At 32.6% G+C, this 20,663-nt stretch carries 15 protein-coding genes; 1 reads left to right on the top strand and 14 read right to left on the bottom strand.

The features are described 5' to 3' along the window. Nucleotides 1-371: 371 nt before the first annotated feature. The 10 genes from NTX22_07245 to kaiC form a co-directional block, all read right to left on the bottom strand. Entirely contained in the window at nucleotides 372-1,763 is a 1,392-nt protein-coding gene (locus NTX22_07245; protein ID MCX6150299.1) for an OmpA family protein, read from the bottom strand. 312 nt (nucleotides 1,764-2,075) lie between these two features. After that, a complete protein-coding gene (locus NTX22_07240; GenBank protein ID MCX6150298.1) occupies nucleotides 2,076-2,750 on the bottom strand; it encodes a hypothetical protein in 675 nt (224 codons plus the stop codon). Between the two features lie 333 nt (nucleotides 2,751-3,083). Next, the gene (locus NTX22_07235) at nucleotides 3,084-4,490 is read right to left on the bottom strand and encodes a hypothetical protein (protein MCX6150297.1); all 1,407 of its coding nucleotides are present in this window, start codon (nucleotides 4,488-4,490) and stop codon (nucleotides 3,084-3,086) included. Between the two features lie 108 nt (nucleotides 4,491-4,598). Continuing rightward, complete coding sequence (locus tag NTX22_07230; GenBank protein ID MCX6150296.1) at nucleotides 4,599-5,111, bottom strand: CDP-alcohol phosphatidyltransferase family protein; 513 nt, start codon at nucleotides 5,109-5,111, stop codon at nucleotides 4,599-4,601. A gap of 431 nt (nucleotides 5,112-5,542) precedes the next feature. Continuing rightward, the gene (locus NTX22_07225) at nucleotides 5,543-6,916 is read right to left on the bottom strand and encodes a hypothetical protein (protein ID MCX6150295.1); all 1,374 of its coding nucleotides are present in this window, start codon (nucleotides 6,914-6,916) and stop codon (nucleotides 5,543-5,545) included. A gap of 360 nt (nucleotides 6,917-7,276) precedes the next feature. Continuing rightward, nucleotides 7,277-7,462 carry a hypothetical protein gene (locus tag NTX22_07220; GenBank protein MCX6150294.1) on the bottom strand — a complete coding sequence of 62 codons (186 nt, stop codon included), beginning with the start codon at nucleotides 7,460-7,462 and terminating at the stop codon, nucleotides 7,277-7,279. A 356-nt stretch (nucleotides 7,463-7,818) separates the two neighbouring features. Beyond that, nucleotides 7,819-7,968, bottom strand: coding sequence for a lmo0937 family membrane protein (locus tag NTX22_07215; protein MCX6150293.1), 150 nt, complete (start codon nucleotides 7,966-7,968; stop codon nucleotides 7,819-7,821). Nucleotides 7,969-8,097: 129 nt separating this feature from the next. Beyond that, entirely contained in the window at nucleotides 8,098-8,790 is a 693-nt protein-coding gene (locus tag NTX22_07210) for a response regulator transcription factor (GenBank protein MCX6150292.1), read from the bottom strand. 353 nt (nucleotides 8,791-9,143) lie between these two features. Next, a complete protein-coding gene (locus tag NTX22_07205; GenBank protein ID MCX6150291.1) occupies nucleotides 9,144-12,005 on the bottom strand; it encodes a PAS domain S-box protein in 2,862 nt (953 codons plus the stop codon). 68 nt (nucleotides 12,006-12,073) lie between these two features. Next, entirely contained in the window at nucleotides 12,074-13,789 is a 1,716-nt protein-coding gene (gene kaiC, locus NTX22_07200) for a circadian clock protein KaiC (protein ID MCX6150290.1), read from the bottom strand. Nucleotides 13,790-14,173: 384 nt separating this feature from the next. On the opposite strand from kaiC, the gene NTX22_07195 reads away from it, so the two are divergent. Then, nucleotides 14,174-14,320: a hypothetical protein gene (locus NTX22_07195; protein ID MCX6150289.1), complete on the top strand. Its 147-nt coding sequence runs from the start codon at nucleotides 14,174-14,176 to the stop codon at nucleotides 14,318-14,320. 111 nt (nucleotides 14,321-14,431) lie between these two features. Here the strand turns inward: NTX22_07195 and NTX22_07190 are convergent, their stop codons facing one another. From NTX22_07190 to NTX22_07175, 4 genes are all read right to left on the bottom strand, one after another. Next, nucleotides 14,432-14,557, bottom strand: coding sequence for a hypothetical protein (locus tag NTX22_07190; protein ID MCX6150288.1), 126 nt, complete (start codon nucleotides 14,555-14,557; stop codon nucleotides 14,432-14,434). A gap of 172 nt (nucleotides 14,558-14,729) precedes the next feature. After that, nucleotides 14,730-15,422, bottom strand: a complete 693-nt coding sequence (locus tag NTX22_07185; GenBank protein MCX6150287.1) for a response regulator transcription factor — start codon at nucleotides 15,420-15,422, stop codon at nucleotides 14,730-14,732. Nucleotides 15,423-15,553: 131 nt separating this feature from the next. Continuing rightward, nucleotides 15,554-16,840 (bottom strand): PAS domain-containing sensor histidine kinase, encoded by a 1,287-nt coding sequence (locus tag NTX22_07180; protein ID MCX6150286.1) that lies wholly within the window; start codon nucleotides 16,838-16,840, stop codon nucleotides 15,554-15,556. Next, a complete protein-coding gene (locus NTX22_07175; GenBank protein MCX6150285.1) occupies nucleotides 16,837-19,812 on the bottom strand; it encodes a PAS domain-containing protein in 2,976 nt (991 codons plus the stop codon). Before NTX22_07175 ends, NTX22_07180 begins: the two co-directional genes overlap by 4 nt. Nucleotides 19,813-20,663 lie beyond the last annotated feature (851 nt).

Here is a 20,663-nt window from a genome sequence, read left to right as displayed (position 1 = left end):
ACTCCATCCGGATTGAATCAAAATTTCCATCAAAGTCTCTGTAACTTTAAGTTAGGGGAAATTGATACATTGATTGAAAACTTAGTTATTTAAAAATTCTAAACACAATTCATTTGTCCAATTCTCTGCCATCTTCTGTCTTGTTATCTGCAATTGGATTTCTTTTTCTGTAACCGATAGTTGTAAGTCTGCTTTCAGTTTTATTTTTAGAAACAAGGCAAGCTTAAACTGTTTGTACTTGAGAAACTCCACAGGTTAACATCAATACAATCGTAATAAAAAAATTCATCAATTCAGGTCTTCTTTTATATTTTGGGCTAAATCCATCGCTGTTATCAGCGATGGATTTGAACGTAAAATATTGTATTAAATTATTTAATGATCTCGACAAATACATTCCGATTATACATTCTTCCTTCAGGATATCTATTTGAAAACGTATACTGCATATTAGTTTGACCGATTCCGATAGCCTGTACATTAACTTTTTTGTTTTCTTTACTAAGTTCATCCTCTATAATACCTTTTACTTGATCTGCTCTTTCCTGCGAAAGCTTTTGATTTTCTTCTTCATTTCCAATTATGTCTGTATGACCGTGAATTATTACAGTATTACCGACATTCAATCCTGGAGTAATTTCTTTTCTAATTTTTGTTTCATAAGACAAAACTGATTCGGATTTATTGTAATCGAAAATCATAAGATATCTGGAAGCATTCCTTAATTCTCTTTCCTTCAACAGCTTGAAATCGATGTCTTCAGTGACTTGTTTTCCATCTTGCATTGATATCACAACTTTTGCATTAAATTTGCCCTCAGCAAGTCCTCTCATAAGCGGTGCCGGATTGATCCTTTGCTTATTATTTTTAAAGGGACCAAAATTCATTGTATTATTTTCACCTGTGATTGAAATATCCCAGCTTTTGAACTTAACATCCTTACTTATGGAGAAAACCATATCATTATCCATTAAAGATTCATCCCTGATAGTATAAGATATCGGTCTCAACATGTCCTGATTACTAAAAATAAAGACAACTCTACGGTTTTCGTCGTCAAGTAGAGCTATAAATGTCGAATCTGTAGAAATACTTCCGGACGGTTTCCGCGGTGGTTCCACTATAGTTTTTATTCTTTTGGCATCAATCCCAAAATTATTTACTAAATAACTCTTTACATTATTCGCATAAGTTTCTCCATCTTTTTCTACCGGGTCAGAGCCTCGTAATGTAAGCAGTTCATTCGGATTCTTTCTCATTCTATCGGCATAAACATTTATAACATCATAGTAGGCTATCATTACTTGATTGATATTAGTTTCTTTTACGGTTAAATCGCCTACAATAAAATTTCCAAGGTCAGATTCTTTGAAATCCTGTGCAGCAGCCTTTGAAAGCATAATATATCTTAGAGGAATTTCCTTATTTCCTTCATCAAAAAACACATAGGGATGTATCGGGAAATAACCTTTAATACTTTTTGTTGCTATAGTATTGTTAGCGGGCATAACAACGGAAACTTTCTTTTCGGGAGGAGTCTCAGTAATTTTTTCTTCAACAGACTGCCTGAAATCCGTGGTAATATTTTGAGGTAACTGTTGCCGTCCGAGAGTTGAAGAATTATAATTCAATCCCTCAATCGAACCAGTACTCCAAGCCTGGTAGCAGAATTTAGTCTCTTGTGCATTTATTGTACTAAACACTTGAACAATTGAAAATGTAAAAAAGAAACTTACAATAATTATTTTTGTTAAAATTTTCATTTCATAACTCCTTTTATATTATTTTTTTGAATTATTGAATTATGGTTTAACTCAATACTATTAAATTTATTTCCGGTCTATTCTCCAAACAGTCGAGTCTACACGATACAAAGGGATAAACTACATCCAGTAAAAGTGTTGGATTTTGCATAAAATAATTTGATCCCTTTAATTAAATTAGTTTTAGTTATTTACCATTAAAAAGTTATGTAGATGTTGTGATTGTGTAAATCGGACAAAGGGATGAAAAAGGAACTACATCTTTTGGGTGAGTCTACTTCGCATCAGTCTAAGTACTAAAGGATTGTTCAATTATTGTTTCCTAATTTCTTGCAATTCAAATTCAATGGTTCCATATCCTAGAATGTCTCTTAAAAATCCCATTAGTCCGCCACCTTCAATTATTATTTTGGCTTTTATTAATCCTATACCTTCTGCATACCATTCGGTTACTCTATTTTTGGAATTAGATGAACCTTCAACAACAGATTCTAATTTTATCGCTTCAAAGCGCCCGGCTTTTGTTTTAACAAATTCCTTATCAAATGCTTTTCCAGTAACTTTAACATTATTCTTACCACCATCTGAATATTCATCTCCTTCCCATTGCCACATCATTCCTGGTGTTAAAGGAAGTGGAAATCGCAATAAAGGTTTTCCATACGTGAATGTTACTTCTTTGTTTATAAATAAAAATATTTTTAAATACTGATAGGTTTCTTTTGTATAAACACCCTCTTCTTTTATTAGTAAAGTCTGTCTATACTTAAATTTGTCGCCTTCACTCGAACAGATGGTAAAATCTCCATCCTGATAGTATTTTGTAATACTTTCACCAAATGATGATTTATAAACCAATGTTATACTATTATTAACTGGAAAGTATGAATTTGGAATTATGATGATTCTCTCTTTAGCTTTTGATGCGAAACTAAAAACAGCAAATAAAACAAGTATTGGAATTATATAAATTGAATTGGTTTTCATATCGGTTATTGTTTCCTAAATAAATTTCTTTTTGAGATTTAATTTTTTTCCTTTGGATTGATAAAGAAGACGAGTTAAGTGAATGAACAATTAGATATACGCAAAAATAATAATCAAACTACTTTCCCTAATCTCTTTATTGGATATAATTTTGATGGATAATGTAATAAGGAATGAAGCTCGCAACAATCGTCCATAAGGATGAAAAAGGAACTACATCTTTATGTTAGAGTTGATAAATGTATTCTTACCTGGTGTTAAATTCTATGCAAAAAATAAATTCTGTTATTCACTACAAAAAATGAATGTATATTTTAATTATTTATCTGGAATTCATCTTCTTGGAGGTGGGGGAAATCCCGCAACATCTGCAACGCCGTTGCGAAGTGCAAACCACAAAACCTGGAGAAAATAATCTTGCGGGTATCTTGTGTAATTTGTACTTCCAATCTTCATTAAACCTTTTTCGTCTGGCAAGTTGGTTCCACGAATAATAAATATTTTGCCAAAGATAGAGCTGATCCGATCAAAAATTCCATTTTCACTTCCAGTATCTTTGTTTAGAACTGCGATGGATAGATCTTTGTAAGCGACACGCAAAGTACCGGTTGCTTGTCCCGATTTAACTTTGATATTAAACTTTGCAGACTGAATAATTCCGGATTTAATACGTCTGTGTTCACCTGCTTCAATAAATTTATTTAAATTGGTTACATCCATCAGGCTTACCGAACCTGAATATCGTAAAGAAAAATCTTTTGACATTAAAGGAATTGCCATAAACAGTTTCATTGTGCCAGAATTCATAAAAAGTCCTTCTCCAATAATAATTGTAGTGTCAGGAAAAACTGTGTGATTAGCAATTCCACTTATTGAAATATTGACTTTATTAAATGAGATCACTCCTGGCTTTGCTCTTACAGCAAACCGCTCGCGATATTTGAAACTACTATTTATAACTTTTATACTATCTACTTTTATTATTTCATTCATTGATGAGAGAACTTCGTTTGGCATCTGTGGATTAGGTGAGCTATTGTCATATAGCTTATCCATGTTTACAAAAATATCGGCAAACGCATCATTTATATTAATGCTTCTTGCTTTATAAATATTTCCATGCAACAATGAGAGGCAATCCAAACCAATTATTTTAATTTGAGGAGCATCAAAACGAAACCTGGTTTGCCTGAATTTACTTTTGGCGAAGAATCGTTCATCATCAATTAAAGAAGAATACTTTATCGAATCCGTTACCATTTCAGAATCAGGTACCGATATATGAAGCAAATCAACACGAAGTTCATTCTGCGATTTATTAAAATTAAGGACAATTTTTTGTGCATCTATTACTGACCTAACAAGATTATTAGGAGTAAAACCTCCTTCCCGTAGAATTTTAATCCAACCGATTCCACTTGCTGAGAATGAAGCAACACGGCATGTAAACGAAGAGTCGCTACTTAGAAGTATTAAAGAATCACACCCTAAACGATTCTTCCAGATATCGTAATGTATATAACCAAGCTGTATTGTGTAAGCCGGATAAGCTTCCTTAAAGGTGTTCGTAATTTTGTCTTTTAAGAATTTGTTGATTAAAGGATCTGTAAAGAAAATTAATGTCAATATACAAATGAGTATACCGGCACCAACAATAATGCTTACATACTTCACAACTTTTAGAAGTAATGAATTTTTCCAACCCTGCGAAATATTTTTAATTTGTGGCGTATTTATCATTTCTCTTTTTCTTATTAGAATTTGGATAGAAAATTCATCTAACTTTTCTGATACGAACTATAAAGTATTACATAAAGAATTACTTTACTCTGTTATAAAATTATAAGATCATATTTTTTTTAGTTTTAAATCAGAAATCATCGCAACTGCAGATACAAAATAAAAAATCACAAACCAGGCGAGATATTCTTTCGCAAATAAATATCCAAGAAAAGCTATAGTAGAAACTGCTGAAGCTGCTAATACTGTTGGAATACCAGTGAAGCCCTTTTGTTTATATGCCGTAAAATATGCCAATCTTATAGAAGCTGCACCAATATTTAAAAATCCTGCAATAAGCATTACAATTCCATCTATCCCAACAAACCATCCGAAAACAACTGAAGAGGAAACAGCCATAAAATCCGTAAAACTATCCAGGTAAATACCAAGTGCTCCTCCACCAATTGCTCTGGCTAACTTTCCATCAAAATAATCTAACAGGAATTGCATTAGTATAAGAACGTATGCAATAATTAAAAATCCTTTGAAAGAAAAATAAACTGTAAAGGAAACACACAAAAGTCCAAGCAGTGTAAGCAGGTCTGGCAAGCGAAGAGTACGGAGTTGTTTAAATAACATACTAATATTTCCTATTAAGTAATTTAGAATGTAAACTTTGTCTTCAATAATCTTTAATGAATGATATAAAATGTCTAATATGGATTTTCAAAATTCACAGGCACTCTGCTTTTCTGCTTTGTGCCCATAAATTTATTTTACCTATCCTTAATACTTCCTCTTTATTAATGATAATCAGAGCGTGCGACGTCCGCGAATGAAATTAACTAAGATAATTATGATTGCTATTACCAAAAGAAAGTGAATTAGACTACCCGTGACGGGGAAAGCGAAGAATCCAAGTAACCACAATACAATTAAAACTACAGCGATAGTATATAACATATAATTAGCCTTTCTATTGAGTGAGTAATATTTTTTTTAATGTTCTACAATAAGAGCAATCAACTTATGCATTATTAATCAAATGCATCAATCTCAACACTTAGTAATCATTTTGGTTTCCTATTTTCCTTTTTATTTTCATTCGGATTTGATTTGGATGGTTGATCCACACTCTTGTTCTTTTGCGGAGTTATGGTTCTTTCTTTCTGCGGTTTATCCGAAACATTATTGTTTTTTGGTGTATTTATTTTCTGAGGTGGTAATGGTTTAACAGTCTTGTTTTCTTTCCTTGGAGAATCCAGCTTTTGTTGTTGAGTTGGATTATTTTTATTAATACTATTATTTGGTGGAGTTGTATTCCGCCTTTGAGAAGGAATTTCTTTTGTATTGATTCTATTAGTCGGATTAACAACAGGTTGTTGTTCCTTGTTCACATTGTTCTTGGGTGGATTTATATTTCGCTTCTGAGAAGGTATCTCTTTTGTATTGATTCTATTAGTCGGATTAACGACAGGTTGTTGTTCTTTATTCACATTATTCTTTGGTGAATTTACATTACGCTTCTGAGAAGGAATCTCTTTCTTATTTATTTTATTTACCGGATTTACTACGGGTTGTTGTTCTTTTACCGTTTTGCTTTCCACTTGTTGTAAATCCCGTGGTTGTTTTTTGGTTTCTCTTTCCGATATCCGTTTTACATCTTTTATATTTGTTATTTCCGATGGGACTATTTTCTGCCCGGGTTTATTTTTCTGTACTTGAGGTCTATATATTTGTAATCGGTCGTTGTTTAAATTCTGTCCCGGTTTATTTCTTTCTTGAACTTGTATTGGTTTGATTGTTCTACCAATAATTTTTTGAACATCCATTCTGTCTGGTCCAGAGACGTACGTTGTTTGCCTTTTATTATCATAGTAAGTTTTATTAATTACAGTTGAATTATTGATGATTGTTATATTGTTGCTCCGGTCTATATAATTTCGACTAATGTCATGTCTTTCAATATCCCTGTCTCTTACAAATATCCATCGATCATTAGGTACTTCATAATTACCACCAAAAGAAATGCTTATAGAAATACCCGGTCTCATCGGTGTCCATCCATAATAACCTTCTGATCTTCGCCATGTAACCCAAGAAGGACCCCATTCATTGTCTGGAACCCAATACCAACCATAGTAATCATTATAATCCCAACGCCCATAATGAAAAGTTGCCCATCCCCAATCATAGTCTGATACCCACGTCCAACCATAATCAGTCATTACCCAGTAACCATTTGATGAATATGGTGAAAAGTCTGGACCTACTGCTGGGATCCATACATATCCATAATCAGGGTTTTCAATCCACTGACCATAGGGGCTTAAATCATTATAAAACACCTGATAATTATGCTGTGCTAATATTTGTTTTGGAAATATTGCAAGCACTATACTTAATGAAATCACCAGTATAAAAGTTTTAATTAGTTGATTCATAATTTTTCCTATTTTATTTAAAATGCTTTTCATTAATTCAATTCGTGTAGATGATTCACATCATTTTTGTTTGAAATATATGCACATAATTAGAGCGCATCAATCGAGCGAAGGGATGAAAAAGGAACTAAACCTTTTGGGTGAGAAGTGAAAAGAAATACAACCTGAATATATATTTGAATATTCTTTTACAAAGCTCTCATAACCTAAAGAACATTTATTTTTTTGAATGAAATGTTATTTGATAAATTTTTCCGTGTAAATAAAATCTTTTCCATTTTCTCCTTCGTCGCAAAAAAATGAATACTGAAGTGCGTTATGAAAAATGTGAACTATGCACCAAACTTCCGAATTCATTTGTCAATTATTAGTATCTGATTTTTCTTTCTGACGAGTTTTTGAAACAGCTGCCATAATTCCTAAACCAATTGTGATAATAATACCAATTATAATCCAAATTGGTGGAGCACCAAGTTTATTTGCAGCCCAAGCTAATCCACCAGCTACTAAAGCAGTTCCTATTAAATAAATTACCAAATTAGACATTTAAGTTTTCCTTTTATTTTTGGACGGTTTATTAAAACACTGAACATTAAACAATATAAAATTTACTTCAATTGAATCGTTTTTATTTTTGATAAAAATATTTCAAACCAATCAAGACATAATTTTAACAATATTTTATGTAGCTATTTCATAGAGTCAATTCAAGAGTTATTTTCTTTATTCTTAATTGCAGTAATCCAATTGCTCACACTTAAGGTGCATCCAAAAGAGATCCAAGCAAAATCATAATTAAGAATATTGGGTTTCTTTTTTAAAGTGTTTCATCTGTTAATTTAAAAAGTCATTTTAAATTTTGATTAGCGCATGTTAAAAATATTCTGGTATTAAACATACATTTAGAGCGCGCGGCGCCCGCTTATAATTCTAACTAAGACCATAATAATTGCAATTACCAGCAGAATGTGGATAACACCACCCATAGTGTATGAAGTTAGGAAACCGAGTAGCCACAATATTATTAAGATGACAGCAATGGTATATAACATAGTAAGTATCCTTCCTGTTTTAATTTTAGTGATTAATACTATACTAAGCTATGTTTAGAAATATAGTAAATCAATCAGTCCAAAGGATGAAAAAGGAACTACACCTTTTGAGTGAAAGATTATAGGAATTTATTCGGTGATTAAAGAAGTGGTATCAATTGCAGTTTTATATGAATCAGAAAAATGAGCATAATTTGCAACCTGGACACGTGTATGAAGCGATAATTTTTCAAGAATATTATGAACGTGGCTTTTTACCGTGTAAGTTGATAAATGAAGTTTATGTGCGATCTCTTTGTTAGTAAAACCATCTGAAATCAGTTCGATCACCTGGCGTTCACGTTTTGTCATTCGAAACGATTCTTTAATTAAAGATGGTTTAGATTCAATTATTGCGTGTTCAACTATCTGACTGAAAAGTGATCCAGTTAAATGAGGTGGTAATACCTGGGCGCCCTGATAAACTGATCGAATAGTTTTAAAAAATTCAGCCGTGTTTGCATCCTTAAGAATAAATCCTGAAACTCCAGCTTGTACAAATTCAAAAACATCTGCTTGTAAAGGAATAAGATCCATCACTATTATTTTGGTTTCATTAAAATCTTTCTTAATTAATTTTACAATATTTAAACTGTTTTGACTTCGTAAACCGAGATCAAGGAGTATTATATTTGGTTTGAGTTTGGCAGTCATCAGCAATAAGTTTTCACCATTACCAACTTTGGCAACAACTTGCATGTCAGATTGTTTTCTGAGCATTGCTGCAATACCTTCGCGTAGAAGGCGATTATCTTCGATAAGTAAAATCTGGATTTTTTTCAATATAGTTCCATAAACGTTAAATAAAAATAGAAAACAGATTAGTAATAATTAACCACAGCCAAAGCAAAAATAATAAAAATATTTCAATAAGTATAATTGAAGTTGAATGTTTTAGGAATGCTGTAACAATTCATTACTTTTTTTGTTTTTTTCAATATTCAGCGATTCTCTCTATTAAAAGTCCTTTAGGAAAAAGGAATACTTCTTAATCATAAACGCCCTCAGATCGAATTCAATTTTATTTGATGCATCAGCATATTTATTAAAAACTAACTAGAGATCTTTGACACAGTTGATCTTTTAGCATGAATAATTGGTTGTAATTGTCATAAGTAACCGGGAGACGGCATTGTTTATTTGTTTGCTAATACTTCACTAATAAGGTTTAATATTTCTTTCCTGGTGTATGGTTTGGAAAGATAACGTGTGAAGCCCTGCAATAAAAAGTGTTCCTTATCTCCGTACATTGCATAACCAGTTAACGCAATAATAGGTGTTTTTTCATAACCAGGTAACTTTCTTATTTCGGCTGTTGTCTTAATTCCATTTATTCCAATTCCCAGATTTATCTCCATAAAAATAAGAGAGTAATTATTTTGAACAGCCAGATTAATTGCACTGGTTCCATCTACCGCAATGTCAATTGAGATGAAACTTTTAAGCGTGTGTTGAAAAAATTCAAGACAGATTTTATCATTTTCTACAATTAAAATTTTACCAAAAAAATTTTCAATATTGTTTTCTGCAATAGCTACTTCTTTTACGTTGAAAGTTTCGGATAAATTATCATTCATTTCCAGAGCTGGAAAACTAATTATAAAAGTAGATCCAACTCCTTCAGTACTTTCTACAGTTATGGTACCATTCATTATTTCAACAGATCTTTTTGTAATAGTAAGCCCAAGCCCGGTACCTTCATAAGAACGGCTGAATCCTTCACTTACCTGTCGGAACTCTTTAAATATTATTTCAAGATTTTCTTTGGCTATACCAATTCCGGTATCTATTACTTTAACTACCGCACAAAGCTTTCCATTAATAGTTTCTATATCCACTTGAATTGTAACACTGCCATGTTCAGTAAATTTAAGAGCATTATTTACAAGATTGTTAAGTACTTGATCAAAAATTCTTTCATCTAATTGGGCGATTACATTCATATTCTTTATTTCGGCAATTAGTTTTAAGTTTTTATTTTTGGCAACAGAATCAAAACTATCAATTATTATTTGAACGTATGTTGAAACATTTACATTTTCAAATTTGATTTCTTCCCGATTTGATTCTATTCGGGAAAGATCTAATAAAAGATTTAATGTTCGCATCAATCTTACGCTGTTTGTACGAATAGTTTGAACCATTAATCGATGTTCGGGATCTACAAGTTCGTCATTCAATATATCTGTAAACCCAAGTATGCCAACCATTGGAGTACGGAGCTCATGACTCATATTAGCCAGGAAGTTAGATTTTATTCTATTCATTTCCTCCGCTTTTTCTTTTGCCTGGATTAATTCCACCATGGTTTTTTTTGTATTTGTAATATCGGTAGCAACACCTATTAGAGCTATTGGTTTATCGTTATCATCTTTAATTACAGATGTAGATAAGTGAACCGGAAACTCAGTTCCATCTTTCCTTCGGTTAACAACTTCCCCTCTCCAACCGCCTTTCAAAGTTCCGGACAAAATGTCAGCAGGAATTTCAATCTTTGTATCCCGTGGGCGAACAATACTTATATTTTCCCCAATTAATTCTTTCTCAGTATAATCGTATGTTTTAAGAAAAGCCTCATTAACGAAAATAATTTTATTTTTTTCATCTGTAATAGAAATGCATTCGCTTATACTTTTAATAGAATGTGCTAACATTTTTATTTCTTTTTCGGATTGTTTGCGTTCGGTAACATTTCGCGCAATCCCAAGAAAGCCAGAAACCTTATTTTCTTTTAAATAAGGTGCAGAGCGCACTTCAATCCAGAATTTTTTCCCATCTTTTCCAACTGCCACGTATTCGATAGCATCATTTTGACTCTCTCCTAACAATATCTTTTCAAATCTTTTTTTATGTTGATCGAAAAATTCTTTAGGTATAATATTCCAGATTTTCATTGAATTAAATTCATCTTCACTGTATTTAAGCATTTCACACATTACTTTGTTTACAGAAAGAAATTTGCCTTCTAAGTCAACAATAAATATCCCATCGGGGCTTTGTGTAACTAATGAACGAAATTTCTCTTCACTTTCGAGCAGAGCTTCTTCTGCAATTTTCCTGATAGTTATATCATGGATATTACACTGTATAACTTTGGCATTATCTACTGTATAACCATTCGCAATAAATTCAATATTCACTAATGAACCATCTTTCTTTTTAAGCTTAAGATCTGTATAGCGCATATTTTCATTTTCTTGTAACTCTAATAAAATTTCTTTGTTGGAAATTTTATTATTCGTAAAACCAATTTCCCACAGGTATTTGCCAATCAATTCTTCTTTTGCATACCCGGCTAAATCAGCAAGAAATGGATTAACGTCCATTACCTTACCGGATTCCGCACTAATTATTATAATACCATCATTTGTTGCTTCAAAAAATCGTCTGAACTTTATTTCACTTTCTTTTAATTTTTTAACAAAGATTTGGTTCTCATAGTGATCAAGTAGAATTTTTCCAATTAGAACTGTAAAAAAAGGATAGACTACTATTACCGTTAGAGAAATTGCTTTAAAGACTACAATAATATCTTTGAAGGGTAAGACAAAAATTAACAACAGCATAATGATGTGCACTAAAAGCCCAAGAACGTACAGTTGGGATTTAGTGATTTTATTTTCGAATGATTTATTTTTCCAGTAAAAGAATAATAGTCCGATAAGAAAAGATGATAGAATTACAAGTGCACCCATTAAAGTGCCGCTCCCTCCAATGTACAGCCTGTATGTTACCGATAAAACTGCTGCTATTGTGCCTGAGATTGGTCCAAAAAATAAAGTGCACAAACTAATTACAATTGATCTTCCATCAAAAATAATTCCTTCACTTAAAACAAAAGAAGAAAGCATTCCAATTATTGCAGTTGTACCAAAAAGCAATCCTTGGAATATTTTCCCCTTAAGTTTTGTCCTTTTAAATTTTAGATCAATGAATCCTGAAAGTACACTGAGTGCAACTAAAATCGATAAATTTTGTAATAACCCAATAATTATCATAATTACAACATTAAGTTAGAATCCAAACAGCTTTATAAAAAATTTATAACCTTTCCTTTTGGCAATAATTATTTTTTTGTGGATGTATCTGCTTTTCTACTCTCAGCCATTTTTTTCTGATCTTTCACGAATCTTTCGGTTTTAGCTTTTTCCATTTCAATAATTTTGATTGTTTCTGATTCTTCAGCTTTAAATTCAGACTGCAGAACTACGATATGAGCATCTGTTGCGGCACGTCTTAGTTTTAATCCAAATTGTTTACGTTCAATTTCTTGTTGACGTAGGAATTGTTCTTCATCGTTTTTAGCTTCTTGCGATAACCGAGCTGAACCAGTCAGTACGCCCTCAGGACCAACATACACATCAAGTAATTCAATTCCACGGTCGGTAAGTATAAATTCACGAATCTGATTGGAATGTGCCATACCGCGTGATTTAAGAATATACAATCCCCTGTTACGCTCACCGCCAATTTCAATATCCCGTAAAAGTAACCAAGTATCTATTAAGGAAGATATTGACATATCTGTTAGCTCCTGGTCATCACTAGAATTAGTAAGGGTCGTAAAGAATGCAGTGATATTTTTCATCTTTAAAAAATCTACGAGTCGTAAAAGCATTATTTTTACTTCAGCCTGGTTCCCTCCCATTACAAAAGCATCAATGGGGTCCAATACAACTATTTGCGGTTCAACTTTATTAATCAATTTTATAGTTGTTGTTAGATGATGTTCCAATCCAAAAAGTGTTGGGCGAGTTGCATGAAAATGGAGCAATCCTTTTTTTACCAAGGGTTCTAAATTTATTCCGATAGAAGACATATTGCGCATAAACTGGCGTGGTGATTCTTCAAAAGCGAAATAAAGAACGCGCTCACCGCGCTTGCATGCTGCTTCAACAAATTGCGCTGCAACGCTTGTCTTGCCGGTACCTGCGGTACCAGAAACAAGCACCGTGCTGCCGCGGAAGAACCCTTTGCCAGATAGCATAGTATCAAGACGCGGAATTCCTGTGGAAATTCTTTCGATGGATGTAGTGTGATTTAATCCCAGCGAAGTAACAGGTAGAACAGAAAAACCATCTTCATCAATTAAAAAAGGATATTCGTTAGTACCGTGTGTTGAGCCGCGATATTTAACAATTCGCAATCTCCTTATTGAGGATTGATCGTTTACCCGATGGTCAAGAAGTATAACACAGTCAGAAACGTACTCTTCCAAACCCTGGCGTGTTAATGTACCATTGCCACGCTCTCCAGTTACTATTGTTGTAACACCTTTCTTTTTTAGCCAGCCGAACAACCTCCTAAGCTCTGTGCGTACAACAGTTGCGTTGGGTAATGCTGAAAAGAGAGATTCAATAGTATCCAGCACAACACGCTTTGCACTAATACTTTCAATAGCATTGTGGATACGAACAAACAAACCTTTCAAGTCATATTCCCCACTCTGTTCAATTTCACCCCGCTCAATATGAATGTGTTCAAGCCAAATCTTTTTTTGCGCAACAAGGCTTTCCAAATCGAAACCTAACGAAGCAACGTTTGCTGTTAGTTCTTTTTCAGTTTCCTCAAATGAAATAAATACACCAGGTTCATTGTAAATAGTAGCACCACGCACAAGAAACTCCATCGCAAAGAGAGTTTTTCCACAACCCGCACCTCCGCACACAAGCGTAGGTCTTCCTTTTGGTAATCCACCACCGGTTATTTCGTCCAGCCCTTGAATGCTGGTAGGCGATTTAGGAAGGATCTTTCGTTGAAATTTCAAAATATTTTTTTTCATAATAGTTATCTCCAGAATTGTTATCGTTCTTACTTATTTTATTTTCTATGCTTATTAAATTATTTTTCACAAAATTGTCATTCTGTACGGAATGAAGAATCCACACACCTCAATTTCCAACTGGTTTGAGATATTTCGTTCCCTCATAATGACAATTACAATTTCTTTCGTATGGTGACCTTATTAATATCTGTATTAACAAAATTTTACTTGCAAATATTTGTTCATCAACTAAAAGGATATTGCTCATATTTTTGCCTATCCAAATAAGTCTCCAGAATTCTCTGTCGCTTGATTGTATTTCTTAATCAAAACTATAAAGTATTAATTTTTTATTTCGTCAAATATTACAAAAAATTAAAAGTACAACAATCACCCAAAAGGATGAAAAAGGAACTACATCCTTTGGATATAAAATCCGTAGAAATTTATGTGCTTACTAAAGAAGCGGCAGCTATTTCAGTTTTGCAATGGTTATGCAGATACGCAAGGATTACTTTCCTGCAAATACACCAGGTTTTTCAAAGATGAAATGGAGTTGATTTTTTTTGTGCAGTTTATTTTTAAGATTATGTTGAAGAATCTAAAAAAAAACATTACTAAAAAATGATTTTAAAAAAATTACTGACGACTTACCGGACACTATTTATTCAGCAGCCCGTGACTCGTCTTATCATTTTTCTTATCTCTTTTAGCAGTCTTTTTTTCCTTCATAGTTTTAGCAGGTTCTTTCTTTGAACCCTTTTTGGTGTTCTGACCTTTGCTCATGATTTTTTCCCTTATAATTTAAGATTAAGATCTAATGAAGAATAAAATAATTTTTAATTGCATCATTATAATTAAATTCTTCTTGAACATTATACGTAGAATAATTGAAGTACACAATAAGGCAATGGGATGAAAAAAGAACTACATCATTTGGGCAGAATGCTGCTGGCAATTACTCGCTTATTAATGAAGTTGAATCAATTGCAGTTTTATATGTTTCATTAATATGAGCATATTTTGCAACCTGCACACGTGTATGAAGCGACAATTTTTCCAGTATGTTATGAACATGACTTTTTACAGTGAAGGTAGAGAGATGAAGTTTTTGTGCAATCTCTTTATTGGCAAAACCATCCGCAACCAATTCGATCACTTGCCGCTCGCGTTTTGTCATGCTAACCGCTTCCGCAATTATGGAAGGTTTGAATTCATTAATTGCATGTTTTACTATCTGACTAAAAAGTGAACCGGTTAAGTTTGGTGGTAAAACCTGTGCATCCTGATAAACTGATCGGATAGTTTTTAAAAATTCATTAACATTTGCATCTTTAAGTATAAATCCTGAAACTCCTGCTTGTACAAAGTCAAAAACATCTGATTGAAGTGGTATAAGATCCATCCCTATTATTTTGGTTTCCTGAAAATGCTTTTTAATTAATTTTACAACTTGCAAACTATTATTACTTCGTAAACCAAGATCGAGAAGCACAATGTTTAATTTTAGTTTGCCTATTATCTCCAAAATATTTTCAGCAATACCATCTGTGGCAACAACTTTCATATCTGGTTGTTTTTTTAGCACTGATGTTATTCCATCGCGCAAAAGCTTATTATCTTCAATAAGCAATATCTTAATTTTTTTCATATTGCTTCCGATTGTTCTAAAAGAAAACCAAAATTTGGTATTGACTTTAGCAATCCTATAATCATATTACAATCCAATTGAATTCTGGATTAATGAAAAATAAATTTTATGTAGTACAACTTGATAATTTATCATGAAATTGCTTTGCGTAAAGTGAAATTAAACTTTGATCCTTTTCCCAATTCACTTTCCACCCAAATTTTACCACCGTTTCTTTCAATAAATTCTTTACTAAGTAATAAACCAAGTCCGGTTCCGCTCTCACTGGCTGTGCCGCTAGATGTATTTAGTGTGTTAAAGTTGAAGAGTTTAGCAATTTTTTCCGATTCGATTCCTATTCCGTTGTCCTGGATAGAAACTTCTATAAAATCGCCATTCTTAACAGATGTAATAATTATTCTTCCTAAAGCCCGGGTAAATTTAACTGCATTTGTAATAAGGTTCTGAACTACTGAGCGAAGCATATTAGAATCCGCATAAACAAATATTCCGGGTTCAACACTGTTAGATATAAAAATATTTTTCTTCAAAGCGGTCGGATTTGAAATTCCAATTACATTATTTACTATTCCATTGAGGTTAAGATTTACCGGGTTATACTCTATCTTATCTCTTTGCATCATTGACCAATTGAGTAAATTTTCCAGAAGTGTATAAAGGTTATTCAAATTTTCATTTAATCCTTTGCTAAAAAATTGTATTTCTTCTCCAGATAAGCTTTCAATTTCTTTTGCTAACAATTCGGAAGAACTCAGCAAAGATTGTAAAGGGCTCCTTAAATCGTGTGCAATGATTGAGAAGAATTTATCTTTGGTATCATTAATTGTTTTAAGTTCTTCGTTGGTTTTATTTAACGAATCTTCAATCTTTTTGTATTCAGTCAAATCTATTATAGCAACCTGGCATTTTTGATCTGTTTCCGAAGATTCATCAAACTTTAATCCTTCCATTAAAACATGCAATATTTGTTTTCCTTTGTTTACCAATTTTATTTGACTGGAGTGTTTTTCTGGTGAATTAAAAACAGTTTTAATAAAGGAATTAAAAATATCCCGTTCATTTAACTGGACGTAAGAAATAAAACGATTACCAACTAATTTTTTTCTTTCAACGCCAAACATTTTACCGGCGCTTAAATTTACTTCCTTAATTATTCCATCAATGTTCAAAGTAAAGTAAGGTATTGGTGAAAAATCAAAAAGGTTTACATATTTATGCCTGGATACTTCCAGTTCTTCCTGCGTAATTCTAAGTTCCTGGTTTTGGTGTTCCAATTCAATTTGATGAACGTAAACTAAATGCACAAGTTTTTGAACGTCTTCAATATTTTCAACCGCCGTTTTTTTGTTTTTTAGTTCAATTTTATTTATCACTTGTTCAATATTAGTTAATTCTGGTTGTTTTTTGGAACGTTTCATTTTTTGCCACCTTTCTCTTTTATGTCCTGGCTCTGGATTGCAAGCAGGATGAGTTTAGATTCTTTATCTCCCTGAAATACCTCGCGGGCATTTAATAATAGTTTTTTTCTACCACCTTTTTTAAAATTGTATTCAACTTCAAAGTCTTCAAAAAACGTGGCTTTAGGAATTATTTCCTGAAGCAATTTCCTCAGTTTTGGTATATCCCAATTATTATCTTCAAGTTCATAAATAAATTTACCAACAGTTTTTTCGCTAATGGTATCAAACACTTTATAAAAAGCCCTGTTAGCAGAAAGTACTTTTAATTTATCATCAAGAATAAGAAGTGAATCCCTAAGCGTCTCAACAATATTGTTTGAAAAATCCCGCGCAATTTGGATTTCCTGGTTTAACTTAGTTATCTCACTAGAAGCAATTTTTATTTTGTTGATATTTGAAAACGTAATAACAACACCATCAATTATGTTGCTTAAAGTCCGGTACGGTAAAATTCTCATTTGATACCAGGTACCATCATTTGTTTGTAACTCAATTTCTTTAAAAACCAAGGTTCTTAAAACTTCCTTTGCATCCTCAATAAATTTTTCATACCTAAGATTTGTAGCTATATGATTTATTGGTCTTCCAATATCCGAAGAAATAAGGTTAACAACCTTTGTTGCATGAAATGTAAATCTTTTAATAAGCAGATTATTGTCTAAAAAGATGGTTGGTATATCAATGCTATCCAACAGGTTTTTCATATCATTATTTATAATTGATAAAGCATCATTCTTATTTTGCATCTCGGTGTTTACTGTAATCAATTCTTCATTTAATGATTGTAATTCTTCTTTAGAAGTTTCCAATTCTTCATTTGAACTTTGCATTTCCTCATTGGTAGATTGCATTTCTTCATTGGTAGATTTAAGTTCTTCATTTGAAGTTTCTAATTCTTCAATGGTTGCCCTTAAATTTTCTTTAGCAGCTTTTAATTCGTGTTCAAGTTCTTTAATATTTTTTTCTGCTTTCTGTTCATAATGGATTTTTTTTGAAGGCGATACTTTTTTTTGTGGTATTATTTCTTCAAATATTATCAATAAGGAACCGATCATTGCTGCCGGTTCTTTGATTGGTTTAATAATAAGATTTACCAATTGGCTATTACCATTAGATTTTATTCTTACTCCTTCGGCGGTTACAGATTTCTTACTTAATAAAACTCTTCTAATTAAAGTTGGAAGTTCTTGCTTTAATCCCGGGCGTGCCATTTCAAAGATGTTCATTTTCGCTTCGCCATGAATTAGCTCTAAGTATTTACCTGTTCTGCCATGGATATAAACTATATCTCCATTTCCGGTTATGATTACACAATCTGGAGAGTAACTTTGCAGGATTACTTTTTCTGCTAATTGGGTAATATTTTTTACTTCATTTTTTATCATAATAGTTTCATTAGTTTTTCCAATTGACCGTTGTACCGGGAATTCTATAAAAGGTTGCACCGAAAAAATTGAATCCCTTCTTTTGTAAATTTTCCATTTACTATCTAACATTGAAAACAAATCAACAAACTCGCCAATTGTTTCCGATGAACCAAGAAAAAGTACTCCCTTAGGTAAAAGACTATAATGAAACAAAGGAACAATTTTTTTCTGTAATTCGGTATTAAAATAAATTAAAAGATTTCGGCAGGTGATTAGGTCCAGTTTGGTAAATGGAGGATCTTTAATAATGCTTTGAGGTGCAAAGACTAACATTTCTCTAATTTCTTTTCGAATATGAAAAAGATTTCCTTCGGAAGTAAAGAAATGGTTCAAACGTTCTTTGCCAACATCGGATTCAATTCCTGTAAATGAACCTATACGCGCTTTTTCAATTGCGTTACTATCAATATCTGTGGCAAATATTTGCACGCTAAAATTTTTCTTTGCTTCATTCATGCATTCTTTTAATAAAATTGCAACCGAGTATGCTTCTTCACCGGTAGAACAACCTGGCACCCAAATTCTTATTTGACCGTGTTCCGGTTTACTTTTTACTAACTCTAATAATATCTTTTTCAATTTCTCGAATGATTCGGGATCTCTGAAAAAATTTGTTACACCAATTAAAAATTCCTTAAACAAGTTTTCTATTTCAGAAGGATTTTCCTGAAGCAAACGAATATAATCTGGAAGACCATCCAACTGAGAAATATTCATTCTTCGTTCAACTCGCCGAAAGATTGTGTTCTGTTTATAATGGGAAAAATCGTGACCAGTATGGGTTCTGAGAAGTATGAATATTTTTTGAATTGAATCAGGGATTTTACCATCCGTAATTGCTTTATCTAATAAAACACCTTTAACTTTTTGGGAAGTATATTTTAATAATTGTTCAGGCATTTCTTCGGGTGGAAGAATGTAATCTACTAATCCGGTTTTAATTGCACTGGTTGGCATCCCATCAAATTTTGCTGATTTAGGATCCTGTACCATCACCATTCCTAATTCACTTTTTACTGCTTTCAATCCTGTTGTGCCATCAGAAGCCATTCCAGAAAGAATAATACAAATAGCTTTTTCACCTAAATCTGCTGAAAGGGATTTGAAGAAAAAATCAATTGGAAGCCTGAACCCATGCGCCTCAAGTGGTTCAATTAATTGGATTGTTCCGTGGAGTATTGCTAAATCCCGATTAGCCGGTGTAACATATACATGGTTAGGTTTAACTTCCATTCCGTCTTCAGCTTGAAATAACTTCATCTTGGTAGATTTTTGAATTAGCTCCGGCATAATGCTTATATGATTGGGATCTAAATGCGATACGACGATAAAAGCCATACCAGAATTCTCAGTCATACTTCCAAAAAATCTTTCAAGTGCATCTAAACCACCTGCAGATGCTCCAATGCCAACTACATAAAAAGAATTATCTATGTACGATATTTCATGAGTAACATTCTTTTTAATGATCGGAGATCGTTTAGGAATTGGTTTTTTTTTCATTGTTCCTCTTATTTATAATTCACAGTTCTTCCCATAATTTAAAGTGATAAGGTTGAATCAACAAAGAAAAAAAACTTAAACAATTAATCTGGGGATTATACATCGGTTAATGCGAATTTACTTTGTACGAAGTTATAAATTTAATCTTATAAAAGCAACGAAATATTAACAAATTGGCAAGAAAATGTAGGACTTTATCATTCTCCTTTTAATGATTTACAGTTCGTAAAATTCATTATGGTTTCTAATCAAACACCATTCAAAATAAATTACCAAATCACCTTACACAAAATTTGCATTCTGAATGGAGTGAAGAATCTCTATACTAATGATGGGACTTACTCTTATCGGGGTGTTAGATTCTTCGTTCGCAACCCTGTCTGCCCTGCCTACCGCAGGCACATAGGCGTCAACCTAAGGAAATTTTGTACTTGAATAGCTCCGGCATTTATGCCGGAGTATCGGAATCCTCAAAAAATCCTGGACTTTAGTCCAATACAATCCTAATGTTGGGCTAAAGCCCTAAATTCTTGGAGAATATTCTTTCCCCGACTTGAAAAGTCGGGGCTATTTTCATCATAAACTAAATATTTTACCTTAAGTTGACGCCTATGTGCGGTAGGCAGGGCAGACAGGCCTGCCTTTGTCGGCAGATAGGCCTGCCTTGCGTGTTTGTTTTAGAATTAGTTCGATTATTAGTACAGAGATTCTTCCTGTTTTCCGCATTGGGACACCCTGAGAGTTAATTACAAATCAGATATAGTAGTTTTTGTTCTTCCGTTAAGTTTATTTTTATAGATAGTTTTTGCTTTGATTCCGGTAAAATAAAATCTAACTGATATATTGTTTCA

It is taken from the genome of Ignavibacteriales bacterium, from assembly GCA_026390815.1.
Taxonomy (GTDB): Bacteria; Bacteroidota; Ignavibacteria; order Ignavibacteriales; family SURF-24; genus JAPLFH01.
This window is presented reverse-complemented; position numbering and strand designations above follow the sequence as displayed.

Coding starts and splice junctions, on each gene's coding strand:
- NTX22_07245 (MCX6150299.1), bottom strand. CDS start 1,763: ATGAAAATTTTAACAAAAATAATTATTGTAAGTTTCTTTTTTACATTT.
- NTX22_07240 (MCX6150298.1), bottom strand. CDS start 2,750: ATGAAAACCAATTCAATTTATATAATTCCAATACTTGTTTTATTTGCT.
- NTX22_07235 (MCX6150297.1), bottom strand. CDS start 4,490: ATGATAAATACGCCACAAATTAAAAATATTTCGCAGGGTTGGAAAAAT.
- NTX22_07230 (MCX6150296.1), bottom strand. CDS start 5,111: ATGTTATTTAAACAACTCCGTACTCTTCGCTTGCCAGACCTGCTTACA.
- NTX22_07225 (MCX6150295.1), bottom strand. CDS start 6,916: ATGAATCAACTAATTAAAACTTTTATACTGGTGATTTCATTAAGTATA.
- NTX22_07220 (MCX6150294.1), bottom strand. CDS start 7,462: ATGTCTAATTTGGTAATTTATTTAATAGGAACTGCTTTAGTAGCTGGT.
- NTX22_07215 (MCX6150293.1), bottom strand. CDS start 7,968: ATGTTATATACCATTGCTGTCATCTTAATAATATTGTGGCTACTCGGT.
- NTX22_07205 (MCX6150291.1), bottom strand. CDS start 12,005: ATGATAATTATTGGGTTATTACAAAATTTATCGATTTTAGTTGCACTC.
- kaiC (MCX6150290.1), bottom strand. CDS start 13,789: ATGAAAAAAAATATTTTGAAATTTCAACGAAAGATCCTTCCTAAATCG.
- NTX22_07195 (MCX6150289.1), top strand. CDS start 14,174: ATGAAAAAGGAACTACATCCTTTGGATATAAAATCCGTAGAAATTTAT.
- NTX22_07190 (MCX6150288.1), bottom strand. CDS start 14,557: ATGAGCAAAGGTCAGAACACCAAAAAGGGTTCAAAGAAAGAACCTGCT.
- NTX22_07185 (MCX6150287.1), bottom strand. CDS start 15,422: ATGAAAAAAATTAAGATATTGCTTATTGAAGATAATAAGCTTTTGCGC.
- NTX22_07180 (MCX6150286.1), bottom strand. CDS start 16,840: ATGAAACGTTCCAAAAAACAACCAGAATTAACTAATATTGAACAAGTG.
- NTX22_07175 (MCX6150285.1), bottom strand. CDS start 19,812: ATGAAAAAAAAACCAATTCCTAAACGATCTCCGATCATTAAAAAGAAT.